The following is a 15535-nucleotide window of genomic DNA, read 5'->3' on the forward strand; positions in this document are numbered from 1 at the left end:
GCAGGGGGGTTTTTAAGTTTGCCATTCCCTTCGTAAACTCCACCGCATGCACGCCCCGCCGTTGTGGCTTTTAATTCTCTGGTCGCTGTTTGTTCTTCAGGCATGGTTGTCCGCAGCCCAGGCGCGGAAGTTTCTGCGCTCCTTTCGTGAATCGCGCCATACGAACAGCCTCTATACCCCCGAGGTCACGGTGATTGTGCCCTTCAAGGGTGTGGATCACGAGATGGAGTCGGGCGTCCGTCGTCTCTGTGAGCAGAACTATCCAACCTATTCGCTGCGAATGGTGGTTCAGAGTGAGGATGACGCAGCCTATCCGATTCTGTTGCGTGAGCTGGCGCGCTATCCGCAGCGGCAAGCCCAGGTGCTGGTGGCGGGCGAGGCATCGCCCACCGAGGGACAGAAAGTTCACAATCAGCTTTTCGCGCTGCGGGACATCTATGACAACACTCCCGATCAGGATGTCTGGGTTTTTGCGGACAGCGATGCGATCCCCGGCCCGGAATGGCTTCGTCACCTGGTCGGCCCGCTGGCACAGTCGAAAAAAACCGGTCTGACCACGGGATACCGCTGGCTGATTCCTTCGCCAGCTTCGTCGGGGCAGGTCGCGGAATCTCCCGCTATTAACGAAAGCAAGCCGACGATCTGGTCTCATCTGGCGAGCCTGATGAATGGCTCGGTGGCGATGATGCTGGGGCGGGACGAATGGAACCACGCATGGGGCGGGTCGATGGCCATTCGTGCGGACATCGCACGACAGGGACGGCTGCGCGATCGGCTGGTGGGAGCGCTTTGCGATGATTATCAATTCACGCGCCTCAGCCGCGACCTGGGTTTACGGGTTTACTTTGTGCCGCAGTGTTTGGTGGCCACGCCTGTGAGTTTTGATTGTCGGGGGATGTTTAATTTCGGGCATCGTCAATATCTGCTCACGCGCGTGTATGCGCCTCGCGTGTTTCTCACCGGCCTGCTGCTCACGAGTCTGTACGTCACAGGCTTCGCCTCGCTGGCAGCCTATCTGCTGTGGTGTGTGGCGCACGGCTGGACGAGCATGCCGTGGATCTGGCCGGCGGCAGCCCTGGTGCTCGCAGCGGTCGGCGATCAATTCCGCGCTCTCTTTCGTCGTCGTGCGGTGCGACTCGCGTTTGGGGAGAAAATATTTCAGCAATTGCGTCCGACTCTGCGGCTCGATCAGTGGGCAACGCCTTGGTGGATGTTGATGCACTGGATGACGATTGTCCGATCCGCGTTTGGGCGGACGATGCGATGGCGGGGAATCCTCTACCGGCTGGACGGCCCGCAGCAGTGTGAACGGCTTACGCCTTAAACGGCCCTCTTAGCAGTAAGGTTTTCGAGAAAGACACGCCCCGATTGACAGCTCTATAGGCGTCTCTGCTGCAATCACATCTTTGTGTTGTGCCACACGGCTGCCAGTTTTTCGGTCAGGGCAGCGCGATCGTGGTGCTCCGCTGCATATGCACGCCCAGCATGTCCCAGGCTCAAGCGCAGTTTCGAGTCGTCAAGCAACTGGCTGATGGTGCGGGACCACTCTGCGGAAGTACCTGCGCAGAACCCGCGCGTTCCATGGCCCGCGCTGGCGATGTTTTCCCCTACGGCTGATCCGACCCATGGCAGGCCATGTGCCAGGTATTGAATCACCTTGTAGGGACACTTGCCGCGTGTCCAGAGAGTGTCGGGCATGGGACACAAGCCGACATGACACTCGCGTAATGCGGAGGCTTCTTCGTCAGGGGACCATTTACGGAAATCGACACGCAGCTTGCCGAAAGACATCGGTTGATGCGCCACCAGCCGTAATCGAGTGTGCGGATGCGTCGTCGGCAGTAATTCGAGTACGGGTCGAATCTCTTCCAGATACGGCTGGGTTGCTGCGGAGCCTACCCAGAGGAGGTCAAGCGACCCGTCTTGTGCCGGCTGCCGCTCCCCTGCGGCGGGCGGCGGGTCGATGGCCATGCGAAGTACCGTCACGCGCGGACAATACGGCCGCGCAAGCGAGGCAAGATATTCGCTTCCCGCCAGAGCCGAATCACAGCGGCTCAACATCCGTGCGAAGCGAAACCTGCGGCTGGCGCTGGGTCTTCCGCCTTCTGCGCTGGACGAGGTCAACGGATCGTCGAAGTCGAACACGATCCGCCTTGCATGTCGTCGCAGGCGGGGTAGCCACCAGGGCGCGAGCAGATGGCGATGCCACCAGATCCCATCAAATCCGCGTGTGCGGCCGAGTAACCGCCACTGCCCCGCCGCCGAGCTGGGCAGCGTAGCGCATTCCACTTCGATGTTTCGTGCCTGCAAGGGCAGGACATAGCCCGCCACCCGCTGGAGAAAGCTGGCGGATTCCGGCTTGCGCGTGATGGCGAGAATTCGGATCACGGAGGGTTCGCCAGTTGCGTGGCCCGTAGGCGCAGCGACTATACTCGAACCGTCCGCAACGCGCTGGCGCGTTGCAGGAGCACTCGCGGTCCAACCCAACACCACAAAGGTTCCCATGGGAAAACCTCTCCGCTCACTCATCCGCAACACGCTGTTTCGTGATCAGGGCAATCTCGTGGCTCTGGATGATGCCTTTGTCACGATGAAGCGACTTCTCAACGGGCATGAAGTCAGCGATATCCTCGATGCGGGTGCCAGCGACGGCCGAATATCACGAAAAATGCTGCGACATTTTCCCAATGCGCGAAGCTGGCTGTTCGAGCCGCATCCAGCTTATCGGGAGCGACTGGAGCAACTCCACCGGGAGAATCCCCGTTACAACCCGCAATTTCTCGCGCTGTCTGATAGTCCGGGGACGATTGACTTTTTTGACATGCCCCGGCTGGGGGAAACATCTCGGTTCGCACCCAGCGAAAGACTCATTCAGTATCTCTCACATACCAGCAGCCCGTCCACAAAAACCACGGTGCCGGCTGTCCGGCTCGACGACTGGCATGAGGAGAACGGCCGGCCGCCGATTCAGGTGATGAAGTACGACATTCAGGCTGGCGAACTGCTCGCGATGCGCGGGGCGACACGGGTGCTCGAATCCAGCGTGCTGCTGGTGTACACCGAGGTTTACTTTAATCCCATGTATGAAGGCGGCGCCCTGTTTGGAGAGGTGGACCAGTTTTTGCGCGAACGAGGATTTGTCCTCTATAACCTTTACGGTTTGCGCAGCGATAAAAACGACATGCTGGCCTGGGGTAATGCCATCTTCGTTCACGCGCAACGAATGAAGTTGTAAGTTGGCCGCTTACGGAGCGGAAACTCGACGGACTCGCAGTGGTTGCATTGTTAGTCAGGCGCGAGCGGTACGCCGCAACATCGCTTCGACTCGATGACCCAGTTTCAGACAAGACGCTGCGTGGGAAAGCAGCTTTTCTCCGAATTTGCTGCTGCGCGATCGTTCAGCAGAATCGCGCCGCAACCCCGTGCGATAGCCGTGAGTCTTGAGAAACAGCGGCTCCAGTCCGCAAGCGCGGAGGTAGTGCCGCATGCTCACAAGAGTAGGGATGAATATGTGGCCGTCGCCGAAATAGTGCCAAGTGCACGGTTGCTTCCAGACGCTGAGACTTTGTGCGTTCAGCGTGTGAAGGTAAATCATCCCACCTTCGCGCAGGGAGGCGGTGAGTTTTTTCAGTACAGCCATCGGTTGTGACAGGTGCTCGAAGACGTTGTCGCAGATCACCAGATCAAAATAGTTCTCCGGGATCGAAACTTCTTCGATCGGGCCAGTGTGAATCGGCACGCCTGTCGAGCGGGTCAGCGAGTCAGCAGCAAAGGCGGAAATCTCATTCCCCTGGGCCTGCCAACCAAGCTCCAGCGCAGCGCGGAGCAACACACCTTGGCCGGAACCTACTTCCAACAGCCGTCCTCCGGGACGCGCGGTTGCCAGTCGTTGTAACCAGAGGCGTCGTTTGGCGATGGCGGCTCGCGCCTCCTGCTCGCGCAACTGATGTGCCGCCCACCAGCGATCATAAAGCTCCACCGGCGGCGGGCCTTGTGAATCGCTGGATAATTGCCCCGTCTGTGCGCAGATCCAGTAATCCCCGCCGCTCGTCTTGAGCCGTTGATGCTCCGTCTCCACACCCAGCGCATCACAAAGACGAGAGCATCGTGTAGCAGGATCGCTGGCTTTCCATGCTGGCCGCAAAGTGCGCGGAAGACTCACGGGATATTTTTGTGAATGCGGAACGTCAGCCATCAAGTCATCATAAGGCGAGCATCTCCTTCGAGAAATATTCGAGCTGCTGGAGGTCGGTGCTATGATGCGCGGCGATGCTGAAATGGGACCGATGTGAATCGCCGCCGCCGTTGCTGGACCAGCGAATTCTCGCCGCCGCGCGGGTGGAAACCTATAAATCCGACGCACGCAGCACCGTCTGGCGCACGGAGACGCCTGAAGGGGCGTGGGTCGTCAAGCGTTTCGAATATTCACCACTGCGGCAACGGGTTTCGCTGATTTTGGGAATCCATCCGGGCCAGCGTGAACGACGCGCCAACGCGGAACTGGTCCGCCAGGAGATGCCTGCCGTGCCGCTCGTTGGTTGGGTCGAGCAGCGTGTCGGGCTGGGCTGCAAGATTCATCTGGTGACACCTTACGCGGGTGAATCCTTGCAGCGGTTGCTTCGGAGCGGACTGGTGCATGATGCGGAATGGTTGCGACGCACGTTACCAAGAGTCGGTGAGTTAGCGAGCCGGTTGGTTGAAGGCAGATGGTTTCTGGCTGATCTGAAGACTGCAAATATTGTGATCGACAAAGATGGCCAGCCTCGTGTGATCGACGTGGGCCGTGCGCGTCGCTGTCGCAGCCGCGCCAAGACAACGCAGATGCTCGCGGTTTTGGAAGACACGCTGAAAAAGGACGGTTTGGCGGAGGAAGTATGTCGGCAATGTGTTGCCCCCGCAGCCGCCGCAGCGCATTAGTTTTCGGGTGACCTCTTGATCAACCGCCGTGATCGCGCGGATGGGTTAAAGCTTCAGGCCGTGATTGAGGCATTCCCAGTAGAACCGCGGGCTGAACCAGCGATTGCGGCGAGGATCAATCTGGGGGTGTGCTGCGATGCGGGCGGCCATGGTAGCCGGATGTGTGTCCCGGTAATTTTTCAGCGCGTAGTACTTGCTGGTGAATGCGGGACCAAACCGCCGCTTGAGATTGCTTTCCTGTTGTTGTTTATTTTGCTGGCCCCAATAAAGCTCCTTGATCCACTCAAATTTAGTAGCCAATTCTTCGGGGCTTTTGACCCAGCCATAGTGAAAGAGCCGGGTATTGGCCCACCGGACGTAGTTACCAAGCTGCTCTTTGTTGAAATAATCGTGCTTGGGGTGGCCGCCCTTCAGGCCGGGACCGCAGCCGTCGCCGTAAAACTCAACCGTTCCGTCGAGTTTCATCGGTCGGCAAACCTTGCGAAACATCCAGGTGTCGATGGACTGGTAATCGAACGAGAATTGCAGCACGCGGTGCATCAATGCCTTGACGCCGGGCGTCGAGGCGTATTCATCCATGGTCGCCCGCAGGGTTGGTAATTCTTTCTCGTGGATGACCTCGTCAGCAAAGAGGAACATTCCCCAGTCGCACTTGGTTTTTTCTGCCAACTGAAGTGATTTGTTGCCTTCGATGCGAAAGACCTCGCCGCCCGCCGTGATGGGTACCCATTCGCTGTCGTGGATTTGGATGCGCGGATCAATCGACTGGATCAGGTCGCGCGTTCCGTCCTCTGACTTTCCGCAGAGGAAGACAAACTCATCGCAGATCGGCAGGATCGAGCGGATCGACTCAACAATCGGATAGTTGAGCCGTACGAGATTTTTGCCGTAGGTAAAACCGCAAACTGATGGCATAGGGTGGCTGAAGTTGGGGAAAAAGAACAGAGTCGTGGCTCGACCACGCGGTTCGAGCAGTTTTCGGATCGGCTAGTCCTGTCCCTGCCGCGTCGGCCGGACTGGCGGGCGGCACCCGCGATTTAGTCAGCCCAGTCGCAACAGAATGAGGACATCATGCTACGATAATCGTTCCCCCATGAATATCCGCAACTTCTGCATCATAGCTCACATTGACCACGGCAAGAGCACCCTTGCCGACCGGATGCTCCAAAAGACCGGCGCGATCTCCGAGCGCGACATGACGAACCAGGTGCTTGACGGCATGGATCTGGAGCGCGAACGCGGCATCACGATCAAGGCCAGCGCGGTGAGCGTGAAATACACGCCTCGAAGCGGCAAGTTTGCCGGGCAGGAGTTCCTGCTTAATTTCATTGATACCCCCGGCCACGTGGACTTCCACTATGAGGTCAGCCGAGCGTTGACCGCCTGCGAAGGGGCGATTCTTGTCGTTGATGCGACCCAGGGTGTCGAGGCACAGACCGTCGCCAATGCCTACATGGCGATCAATCAGAACCTCGAAATCATTCCACTGGTGAACAAGATCGACCTGCCATCCGCCCGGCCGGAAGATGTGGCTATCGAGGTCGAACACGTTTTAGGTATTCCGTCGGACGACGTGATCTTCGCGTCAGCGAAAACGGGACAAGGTGTTGAAGAGTTACTCGACGCCATCTGCAACCGTCTGCCCGGCCCTAAGGGTGACGTAAACCAGAAGACACAGGCTTTGATCTTCGACAGCGAATACGACGACTATCGCGGCGTGATTGTCTATTTTCGACTGTTCAACGGTCGTCTCGCCCCGGGTGACAAGATCCGCATGATGGGCACCGGCCGAAGCTACGCGATCACAGAAATGGGTAAGTTCACGCCGAAAATGGCGGTGAGCAAGGCGCCATTTACTGCGGGGGAAGTAGGCTATTTTGTGGCGGCAATCAAGGCGCTCGATGAGGTCAATATCGGCGATACCGTGACGCTGGAAAACAACCCCGCGGACACCCCGCTTCCGGGATACCGCGAACCGCAGCGGATGGTGTTCTGCGATTTTTATCCGATCGGGGATACACAGTTCGATGAGCTGCGCGATGCCATCGACCGGCTGCACCTCAATGATGCGAGTTTCAGCTATGCGCCAACCTCCAGCGAAGCTCTGGGCTTTGGTTTTCGGTGCGGATTCCTCGGGATGCTCCACATGGACATCATTCAGGAGCGACTCGAGCGCGAAGGCAAGGTGGAAATCGTTCAGACCGCGCCGACGGTGACTTACGAGATTCTCAAAACTGAAGGCGCGGTGATCCAGATCACTAATCCCGCGGATTTACCCGATCTGTCACAGGTGCAGGAGATCCGTGAGCCGATCGTCAAGATCGAGATCATCACACCCAAGGAATACATCGGCGACCTGATGACGCTGTGCGAATCACGCCGCGGCCGCTATGTAAAACAGCAATTTCTCAGCGATACGAGGCAAATTCTGGAATACGATCTGCCGCTGGCGGAGATCATTTTCGACTTTTACGACAAGCTTAAAAGTATCACGCGCGGTTACGGAACGATGGACTACAACCTTGCCGGCTTCCGTGCGGATGACCTGGTGAAAATGGACATCCTCGTTAATGGCGACAAGGTTGATGCGCTGAGCCTGATCGTCCATCGAGAGAAAGCGGAGCTGCGAGGCCGAGCACTGCTGACTCGCCTGAAGAAAGAGATCGAACGCCACCTCTTTGAAATTCCGCTCCAGGCGGCCATCGGCGGAAAGATCATCGCCCGCGAAACCATCAAGAGCGTAGGTAAAAACGTGACAGCGAAGTGTTACGGCGGCGACGTCAGCCGAAAACGCAAACTGCTGGAAAAACAAAAAGAAGGTAAGAAACGAATGAAGCGCGTAGGGACGGTGGACATCCCTCAGGAAGCGTTTATGGCGGTGCTGGATTCGGGTGAGTGAATTATCAGACCGCAGTCCGAACAATATGTACGTCCGCCTCTTGCGCAAAAACAGTCCCAAGCCTGCTCATTTGCTGAATCCACCTGTCGCGACATGGCAAGATGATTTGTTGAGAGGTTGGTGTGTCTTGTCGTGGCCGTGTGTGACGATCAGGCAAGATTACTGACCGGGAAAAGTAGGGCAAATTCATTTCGGCGGCTGGTTCTTTCTTTAATCCAATTGTTTGGTTATCGACGTCCTCGCCGGATCGTGATTCGGTCGGCGGCGGCTTATCGAAGTTTTGTGGGGAATGATTAAGTCACCCCCGCAACTCGACGATGACTAGTGCGAACGGAAGGTTCCTAGCCGACTCCGCCAAAGTGGCGCCCGCGGAGGGGAGACGGCACCGTGAACCGAAGTTTGAACAGGCTTGGAGTGAAGAAAAACTTCGGGTTCGCGTGGACCCGAGCAATGAGTCAGTCGGAGCACTTTTAGGAGAAAGTCCATGAACCGCTACCGCAATGCTTCTGGTTTTACGCTTGTTGAAATTCTGATCGTCGTTGTGATCCTCGGCATTCTCGCCGCGATCGTCATCCCGCAGTTCACCAGCGCCAGCGAAGCCGCCAAAGGCTCAAGCGTGGTGAGCCAGCTCCAGACGGTCCGCAGCCAGCTTGAGCTGTACAACGTGCAGCACAACGGCACGTACCCAACGGTTGCTCAGCTCTGGGGCAACATGACCAGCATGACCAACGCTGCTGGTACGTCGGTGACTTCAGGCGGCGTCGGCCCCTACCTTCAGCAGGCCCCGGGCAACGCCCTTGAAGGCGGCAGCTCCTCAGTCGTCAACTCGACCACGGGCACCGCAGCGGCGGGTGTGGGTTGGTTCTATAACCCCACTACCGGCGCGATCAGGGCAGTCTGCTCGTCCGCCAAGGCTACTGAGCTGAGCCTCGACACGACCAACGACGTGGCGACGTACTAAGCTCTATCGGACTACTACGGTCGCCCCGGCTTGACGGTCGGGGCGACCTTTTTCTTTTCAGTCGCGTGGTGAAGTAACAACCGCTTGTTTAACGCGACGCGCCAGCCGGCTGAGGTGAACATGGAAACTCCAACACCATCGACACAGCGCCGCCGCGCCTCTCGTCTTCTGGAAGCGCTGATCGTTCTGATGATTCTTGGCGGCCTGAGCAGCCTGGTGTTGCCTCAGTTTTCAAGCGCAGCCCGCGTTTCGCAGGAGACCTCGCTGCGCGACGATCTGCGATATATCCGCACACAGATTCTTGTCTATCGAGCGCAACACGGCGGAACAGCGCCGGGCTATCCCGACGGTGATGCCACCCGTCCGCCAACGACCACAGACTTTGCCGCACAGATGACGCTCTTTACCGACGCTCAGGGGCGGACATCCATCCAGAAAAGCGAGCAATTTTGCTTTGGTCCTTATCTGGAGCAATTGCCGGCAAATCCTGTGAATCACAGTGCCGCGATTCGTTTCATCGCATCCGAGGTTCCGTTCCCGATGGTTCCGGGCGGGAGTGAAGGCTGGTTTTATCAGCCCGCCACCGGCACATTTGCGCCGAATATTGAAGGCCGGGACGCAGTGGGTGAGCCGTACTTTCAATATTGATCCTCACCACAGACTGCACAAGTCCTTTACGGCGGCAATCCTCAGCGTATTTCGGCGTGATTGAACTTATTTGCCTCCTGATTTTCACCGATGAGGGGAGAGAAAGGAGATTCCGCATGCGATCTCTGCGCTATCTCAACACGATTCTGACCATTCTCGCGGTGCTGCTGGGTCTGGAAATCTGGACCACCTGGATGCGTCCCGGTGACAGCGGCCTGGCTTCACCAGCCGTTGCCGGAGCCGATACCCGCTCGACGGACCGTTCCACAGGCGGCATTCCCGATGCGGGAGCACAGCGCAAGGAAATGATCGATCTGCTCAAGCAACTCAACGTCCAGCAAGCGGACGTGGTGAAGGTGCTCAAGTCCGGCGAAGTGCGCGTGAAGCTCGAAGACGCGCCGAACGATAACAAGTAAGCGTTTCGACTTGCTTGAGATCGCGCTGGACGGAGGCGACGTTCCCTGGTCATCAACAATCCGGGGAAGGGGATGAAATGCGACACGTTCAAGACAACCCGACGCCCAATCAGCATTCAGAGATGAATGGGATGCTGCGTCTGTCGGCGGGATACCGCCGTGCATTTACGCTCATCGAAGTGTTGTCGGTCGTGGTGATTCTCGGCATAGCCGGCGCGGTTGTGGTTCCGCAGATGCTCAGCCGAGGAAACCTCCAAATCCAGGCTGCCAGCCGGATCATCATCGCAGACCTGCTCTATGCGCAGAACGAAGCCATCACGCGCCAATCTGTCCGCCGTGTCGTCTTTGACACCGCAGCAAACAGCTACAAGTTGACGGACGGCAACGGTAACGTGCTGGCGGTGTCGTGGAAAAACGGAAGTGCCGCCAATTATGTCGTCAACTTTTCGGCAGATTCGCGCTTTGATGCGGTCACGCTGAAAACCGCCAGCTTCGGCGGTACGCAAACCATCGAGTTTGATCCGCTGGGAGCTCCCAATAACGGGGGCACGGTGGATTTGGTGACGGGATCCATAACTTACCGCATCTCAGTTGCCGCGTTTACAGGGCGGGTGACTGTCGCGCCGGTGACGGCGACCAATCAGCCGTGACAGGAGGCTAACGAAAGTGCGTTTACCTTTTATTCAGAGTGGTGTCTGCCCCATCGGACTTGATACCGGCACACACAGCATCAAGATGATGCAGCTCGAGCGTCGCGGCAGCTCCTTTGCCGTTCGTGCAGCCGGTTCACGCGCGCTGCCTTGCGATTTACCCAGCACCGCCTCGGAACGCTCGACGCTCTATGCGAATCTAATCAAGCAGATTCTCGCAGAAGGCGATTTCCAGGGCCGCCGGGTCGTGAGTTGTCTTCCGGCAACGTCGATTCAATACAAAAACCTACGGCTGCCACGCATGCCCTACGACGAGCTTCGTTCCGCTGTCGAGTGGGAGGCCGCGGATCGTTTGAAGATTGTCCCAGAATCGATGCAGGTGCAGTTTTTCGCAGCAGGCGAGGTGCGTCAGGGAGAGGAACAGCGAGAAGAAATCATAATGCTCGCTGCCACCCGTGATGCGATCAACGAACACGTGGACACTCTGGTCAAGAGCGATCTCAAACCAGTAGCGATTGACGCGGTGCCCGGAGCACTGGCCAGAACACTGGTGTTTCATAGCGATAACAACACAGATCAAGATGCGCCGCAGATGGCGCTGGACATCGGATCATCTTCCAGCAAGGTGCTGGTGGTGCGCCAGGGGCGCGTGGTGTTCTTCAAACTCATTGATATCGGCGGACGCAAACTCGACCAGACGGTGGCGCAAAATCTCAGCCTGCCCCTGGCGGATGCGGCAGATTTGCGGCGGCGTCTTCAGCGGAGCCCGAAGCCAGAGGACGGGAGCACCGCAGGCGAACAACTTTTTGGCTCCACAAGACGCGAGAGTCTCGAACGCGCGGTTTATGAATCACTCCGCGCCACAGCGAGTGAACTGGCTAAAGAAGTGTCACTTTGCCTCCGCTATTACAGCGTGACTTTCCGCGGCAAGAGGCCGGAGAAAGTGTTGCTGGTTGGCGGGGAAACCTATGAACCACAACTGGCGCGGGCACTGGCGGAAGGCATTGACCTGCCCGTCGAAGCGATCCGCCCCTTTGCGGGCGTGGACATATCGAAGGCGACCGAGCTGGACGCTGATGGGACCAATAGCGAGTGGGCCGTGGCTGTGGGGCTGTCGATGCGGCGCGAGGCCGCGGCTAAGCGGGGTGCCGCATGAACGAGATTAACTTTTTACCTCAGGTGTTTATCGAACAGCAGACCCGCCACCACCGCGTACATCGCGAGCTGGTATGGGTAGCTGTGACCTTGCTTGCGATCGTGGGTTGGTACGCCAGCTCGCGAGGCAGCCTCGATAGTCTCGAAAGCTACGCCAACGCATTACGTGATGAAGCGGACGCGGTGCGAGATCAGGTGAGCGAGATGGAGAAGCTCAGGATTCAGCAGAAATCTCTGCTGCATCAGGTCAAGATTCAACGCGAGCTGACTCAGCCGATCAACACTACGTCGGTTCTGGCCACGGTGGCGAAACTGATGTCGCCGTCGATGGCGTTAACCAGTCTGGAGCTTCAAGGCACACGACCGGTTCCAGCTCCCGCGCCGCCGAAGCTCAAGGAGGGAGAGGTTGCGCCGCCACCCAAGCCGGCCCAGCGGCAGATTCTCCGGCTTGAGTTCATCGGGCTTGCGCCGTCAGACGTTGAAATTGCCAATTTCGTAGGTCGGCTCAGCGATCATCAGCTTTTCAGCAACGTCAAGATGATCTACAGCCGCGCTACGGTTGTTACCGAACTCCAGGCACGCGAGTTCCGCATTGAGCTCGAGGTGCCGCTGGACCGCGACTACAAGGTCGCTGAGAGCAAGGAGGTGGCTCTTGCGGATTGAGAAAGACCAGAAGCGCACGCTCGCCACGGTGGGCATCCTTGTCGCAGCATTTGTCGTGGGTCTGTGGCTGCCCCACCGACTTCAGGAACGAAGGCTGCATCAGCAGATCAAAGCGGCGCAGAAACAGCTTGGCTTTGATCGCGCCAGCTCTCAGGGCCTGGGAAAGCTTGCCCGTGACGTGATCGCATTGCGCGAAGTCACCGATCAATCGCAAAAGTATGTTCCGCAGGAGACAGAGCTGGCGCCGTTGCTGCGGCAATTGAGCACCAACCTGCAGACGCTGGATACGTCGGATCAGGTTATGGAAACCGAGACGAGCACCACCGGGCAGGACTACTCGGTGATTCCGGTGACTCTGAAATTCAAGGGGTCCTTTCCCAGTGCTTTCGGATTTATCAAAAACATCGAGTCCATGCGTCGTCTGGTGCGCATCACGCGCCTGTACGCACGGACAGATGCTTCAAAGCCGGGGGAACCCCTGACGGTGGAGATCCAGATTTGCGCGTTTTCGTCTTCGTCTGAGGAGGCACCTACGCCATGAGTCCTGTGATCAAGAAGCTCGTCAATCAATTGACGGCAGACAAGAAAAAATTATCGATCATGCTCGCGCTGGTGATGGTGGGCATGCTGCTGTGGGGCCGACTGCTGCTCAAGCAGGTACCTCGGACAGCCGTGGCTAATCCGAGCGAATCGCTCAGCGCTCAGACCGATAAGGTGATCGAAGAAGCCCGAGAAATAGCCCGTAAAACCATCAACATCGACCTGCCATCAGCCCTTTCGCGCGATGTATTCACCTTGAATCCCGCGGGTTATGCCCGAATTGAGAAAGTTGAAGCAACGGTCACGCAGGTAGGAAAGTCGGACCCTAAACCGGCCGATGAATCCGAGCAGGTCAGCGTCACGGTGCTCCGTGCCGCCAAAGGCCTGGTGCTCCAGACCACGATGCTTGGTGAAAATCCACGGGCCATGATTAACGGTCAGGTGTTAAAGCCGGGTGAAAAAATACGTGGTTTTGAGCTTAAACAAGTGAATTCGCGTGACGTGATCCTCGAAATGGAGGGGATCGAAGTTCGGTTGGAAATGTAAACCGTGAGGCCGGGCCAATGCCCAAGGAGACCGCTATGGGTTTTTCAACGAAGCAGATTTTGTCGGCCGTTTTTTTTTGCTCGGTAGGGTTGGTTTATAGCAGCCCGGCAATTGGGGATGACCGTCCCGCAGCCAAGGAAGGCAGCAGCGCGGTTCAGCAGGACGCTACTCCTGCCCCTGCCGCGGACGCCGCCGAACAAACCAAACAGCCGCCTACGACCCAGCCATTGAGCCTTTTCGGCTCGGATTCGGACGCCAAATCCGCCGACCCGCAGAAGCTCCCAGAGGGGCAGACCGTCGCGGTCAGCTCGATCGGCCAGATTGATTTACACGTCAAAGACCTGGAATTGACGCAGGTGCTTCAGCTCCTCTCAATCCAGTCGCAGCGGAACATCGTCGCGACCAAAGGCGTGAGCGGATCGATCTCCGCCGATCTCTACGGTGTGGATTTTTATGAAGCACTGGACGCCATTCTGCACACCAACGGATTCGGCTACCGCGAGAAAGGCAACTTCATTTATGTGTACACCGCAGCCGAGATCAAGGCCATGCAGGACGCGGAGCGGAAGCTCACCAAGCGTCTGGTTCGGCTGAACTATCTGACTGCCGGTGACGCAGCGAAGTTTGTTACCCCCCTGCTTTCAGGTGCTGGCTCCATCACGGTCAGCGCGGAGTCAACGACAGGCTTTCAAGCGAGTGTCGCCGACGGCGGCGCCAACACCAATGCGCACGGCGACATGATGATTATTCGTGACTACGCGGAAAACGTGGACGACATCGCCAGCGTGATTAAGGAACTCGACGTCAAGCCCAAACAGGTCGAGGTCGAAGCGACCATTCTGCAAGCACGGCTTAATGAGGATAACGCCTTCGGCGTCGATCTAACCATCCTGGCCGATTTTGCTGCCAGCGAGTTCACTTCGCCGCTGACCGCGATTGATCAGTTGATCTCCGGCACCGGCCCCAGCGGCAGCGGTCAAGCGATCCAGACCACCGTGGGTCAGACGGGTACGGGTGAGAGTGGTGCCCGCGTCGGCATTATCTCCAAGAACATCGCAGCGTTTGTGAAGGCTTTGGATTCGGTGACTGACACCACCGTCCTGGCTACACCCAAGATTCTCGTGCTCAACCGCCAAAAAGCGGACATGCTCGTCGGTGAAAAACTGGGCTACCTCAGCACGACCACAACGGATACCTCCGCGACGCAGACCGTCGAGTTTCTCGAAGTCGGTACTCAACTGACGCTGCGTCCGTTTATCAGTGACGACGGCTATGTGCGCCTGGAGCTGCGGCCGTCGATCTCTGACGGCGAGACCCGCACCGTGGGGTCTTCAGTCATTCCCAACGAAACGACCCAGGAGCTGACGACCAACGTGATGGTTCGCAGCGGTCAAACGGTCGTGCTCGGCGGACTCTTTAAGGAAGACACGACGGTTTCACGCCGCCAGGTTCCATACGTTGGTGATATCCCGATTCTCGGTGCGGCGTTCAAGGGTCAGGAAGACACGGTCACCCGTTCGGAAGTGATCTTCCTGGTGACGCCGACGATTGTGAAGGATGAGACGCTGGCGGAGGTTGGTGATCGCACCGCGGAGACGGTCGAGACACTGCGTCAAGGCTCGCGTTCGGGTCTTCTCCCCTTCTCGCGTACCAAGCTGACCGCAGCACACGTTCGCGATGCCCTCAAGTATCAGCAGGAAGGCAAACGTGACAAGGCATTGTGGGAAGCGGAGGTCGCGCTTTCTCTGGATGCGACCTGCATCGAAGCGATCCGCCTCAAGGAAGAATTGACCGGCAAGCGCATCTACTGGCCGGACACCGGCATCATGCGTGAAACGGTTGAGGGTGTAATCAACAAACAGATCGAGAACAACCCCGCGCCTCACAGTGCAGCCCCGGCGACTCAGCCGGCGGACACCAGTGCGGTTCAGGCTCCCGCGACTCCCGCAGCAGTTCAGGCTGCGGCGATCCCCGCGGCGACTCCGGCTATCGATCAGGCGCAACCGGAAGCGCCATCCAGCAATGCAACGGCTGTCGTAGATGAGAGAGCTGCCCTCGAAGCAGGCTCACCTACGGAATAAGCACTTTGCGAATTAGTGGATTACGACTACTGGCATCGCGAGTTCCCGGGAGGGGATGA

At 57.9% G+C, this 15535-nt stretch carries 15 protein-coding genes and 1 pseudogene; 13 read left to right on the top strand and 3 right to left on the bottom strand.

Annotated features, from left to right (window positions below; translation table 11 throughout):
- The first annotated feature begins 46 nt into the window (after positions 1-46).
- On the top strand, positions 47-1324 hold the full coding sequence (locus IT444_01300) for a glycosyltransferase (protein MCC7191391.1): 1278 nt from the start codon (positions 47-49) through the stop codon (positions 1322-1324).
- Between the two features lie 74 nt (positions 1325-1398).
- On the opposite strand, the gene IT444_01305 is transcribed toward IT444_01300, so the two are convergent.
- Positions 1399-2388 (bottom strand): glycosyltransferase family 4 protein, encoded by a 990-nt coding sequence (locus IT444_01305; GenBank protein ID MCC7191392.1) that lies wholly within the window; start codon positions 2386-2388, stop codon positions 1399-1401.
- A 115-nt stretch (positions 2389-2503) separates the two neighbouring features.
- On the opposite strand from IT444_01305, the gene IT444_01310 reads away from it, so the two are divergent.
- Positions 2504-3235: an FkbM family methyltransferase gene (locus tag IT444_01310; protein MCC7191393.1), complete on the top strand. Its 732-nt coding sequence runs from the start codon at positions 2504-2506 to the stop codon at positions 3233-3235.
- Between the two features lie 54 nt (positions 3236-3289).
- Here IT444_01310 and IT444_01315 read toward each other — a convergent pair whose 3' ends face one another.
- The gene (locus IT444_01315) at positions 3290-4195 is read right to left on the bottom strand and encodes a class I SAM-dependent methyltransferase (protein MCC7191394.1); all 906 of its coding nucleotides are present in this window, start codon (positions 4193-4195) and stop codon (positions 3290-3292) included.
- Between the two features lie 74 nt (positions 4196-4269).
- Between IT444_01315 and IT444_01320 the strand changes: the two genes are divergently transcribed.
- Entirely contained in the window at positions 4270-4917 is a 648-nt protein-coding gene (locus IT444_01320) for a hypothetical protein (GenBank protein ID MCC7191395.1), read from the top strand.
- A 45-nt stretch (positions 4918-4962) separates the two neighbouring features.
- Here IT444_01320 and IT444_01325 read toward each other — a convergent pair whose 3' ends face one another.
- Positions 4963-5832 carry a hypothetical protein gene (locus IT444_01325; GenBank protein MCC7191396.1) on the bottom strand — a complete coding sequence of 290 codons (870 nt, stop codon included), beginning with the start codon at positions 5830-5832 and terminating at the stop codon, positions 4963-4965.
- A 178-nt stretch (positions 5833-6010) separates the two neighbouring features.
- Here IT444_01325 and lepA point away from each other — a divergent pair, with 178 nt between their 5' ends.
- From lepA to IT444_01375, 10 genes and pseudogenes are all read left to right on the top strand, one after another.
- Positions 6011-7816 (top strand): elongation factor 4, encoded by a 1806-nt coding sequence (gene lepA / locus IT444_01330; GenBank protein ID MCC7191397.1) that lies wholly within the window; start codon positions 6011-6013, stop codon positions 7814-7816.
- A gap of 484 nt (positions 7817-8300) precedes the next feature.
- A pseudogene (locus IT444_01335) lies at positions 8301-8396 on the top strand (prepilin-type N-terminal cleavage/methylation domain-containing protein).
- A 501-nt stretch (positions 8397-8897) separates the two neighbouring features.
- On the top strand, positions 8898-9425 hold the full coding sequence (locus IT444_01340) for a type II secretion system protein (protein ID MCC7191398.1): 528 nt from the start codon (positions 8898-8900) through the stop codon (positions 9423-9425).
- 116 nt (positions 9426-9541) lie between these two features.
- The gene (locus tag IT444_01345) at positions 9542-9841 is read left to right on the top strand and encodes a hypothetical protein (GenBank protein ID MCC7191399.1); all 300 of its coding nucleotides are present in this window, start codon (positions 9542-9544) and stop codon (positions 9839-9841) included.
- Between the two features lie 77 nt (positions 9842-9918).
- Positions 9919-10491 (top strand): GspH/FimT family pseudopilin, encoded by a 573-nt coding sequence (locus tag IT444_01350; protein MCC7191400.1) that lies wholly within the window; start codon positions 9919-9921, stop codon positions 10489-10491.
- A 16-nt stretch (positions 10492-10507) separates the two neighbouring features.
- Positions 10508-11647: a type IV pilus assembly protein PilM gene (gene pilM, locus IT444_01355; protein ID MCC7191401.1), complete on the top strand. Its 1140-nt coding sequence runs from the start codon at positions 10508-10510 to the stop codon at positions 11645-11647.
- Positions 11644-12309, top strand: a complete 666-nt coding sequence (locus IT444_01360; protein MCC7191402.1) for a hypothetical protein — start codon at positions 11644-11646, stop codon at positions 12307-12309. Before pilM ends, IT444_01360 begins: the two co-directional genes overlap by 4 nt.
- Positions 12299-12850 carry a type 4a pilus biogenesis protein PilO gene (gene pilO, locus IT444_01365; GenBank protein MCC7191403.1) on the top strand — a complete coding sequence of 184 codons (552 nt, stop codon included), beginning with the start codon at positions 12299-12301 and terminating at the stop codon, positions 12848-12850. The genes IT444_01360 and pilO overlap by 11 nt, the downstream gene beginning before the upstream one ends.
- Complete coding sequence (locus IT444_01370) at positions 12847-13395, top strand: hypothetical protein (protein MCC7191404.1); 549 nt, start codon at positions 12847-12849, stop codon at positions 13393-13395. The genes pilO and IT444_01370 overlap by 4 nt, the downstream gene beginning before the upstream one ends.
- Positions 13396-13430: 35 nt before the next feature.
- Complete coding sequence (locus IT444_01375) at positions 13431-15476, top strand: hypothetical protein (protein MCC7191405.1); 2046 nt, start codon at positions 13431-13433, stop codon at positions 15474-15476.
- Positions 15477-15535: the final 59 nt, after the last annotated feature.

The sequence above is a fragment of the Phycisphaeraceae bacterium genome (assembly GCA_020851465.1).
In the GTDB taxonomy this organism is placed as follows: domain Bacteria; phylum Planctomycetota; class Phycisphaerae; order Phycisphaerales; family Phycisphaeraceae; genus JADZCR01.

Excerpts from the sequence above, each read along its gene's own strand:
- IT444_01300 (MCC7191391.1), top strand. The coding sequence starts at position 47 with ATGCACGCCCCGCCGTTGTGGCTTTTAATTCTCTGGTCGCTGTTTGTT.
- IT444_01310 (MCC7191393.1), top strand. The coding sequence starts at position 2,504 with ATGGGAAAACCTCTCCGCTCACTCATCCGCAACACGCTGTTTCGTGAT.
- IT444_01315 (MCC7191394.1), bottom strand. The coding sequence starts at position 4,195 with ATGGCTGACGTTCCGCATTCACAAAAATATCCCGTGAGTCTTCCGCGC.
- IT444_01320 (MCC7191395.1), top strand. The coding sequence starts at position 4,270 with ATGCTGAAATGGGACCGATGTGAATCGCCGCCGCCGTTGCTGGACCAG.
- IT444_01325 (MCC7191396.1), bottom strand. The coding sequence starts at position 5,832 with ATGCCATCAGTTTGCGGTTTTACCTACGGCAAAAATCTCGTACGGCTC.
- lepA (MCC7191397.1), top strand. The coding sequence starts at position 6,011 with ATGAATATCCGCAACTTCTGCATCATAGCTCACATTGACCACGGCAAG.
- IT444_01340 (MCC7191398.1), top strand. The coding sequence starts at position 8,898 with ATGGAAACTCCAACACCATCGACACAGCGCCGCCGCGCCTCTCGTCTT.
- IT444_01345 (MCC7191399.1), top strand. The coding sequence starts at position 9,542 with ATGCGATCTCTGCGCTATCTCAACACGATTCTGACCATTCTCGCGGTG.
- IT444_01350 (MCC7191400.1), top strand. The coding sequence starts at position 9,919 with ATGCGACACGTTCAAGACAACCCGACGCCCAATCAGCATTCAGAGATG.
- IT444_01360 (MCC7191402.1), top strand. The coding sequence starts at position 11,644 with ATGAACGAGATTAACTTTTTACCTCAGGTGTTTATCGAACAGCAGACC.
- IT444_01370 (MCC7191404.1), top strand. The coding sequence starts at position 12,847 with ATGAGTCCTGTGATCAAGAAGCTCGTCAATCAATTGACGGCAGACAAG.
- IT444_01375 (MCC7191405.1), top strand. The coding sequence starts at position 13,431 with ATGGGTTTTTCAACGAAGCAGATTTTGTCGGCCGTTTTTTTTTGCTCG.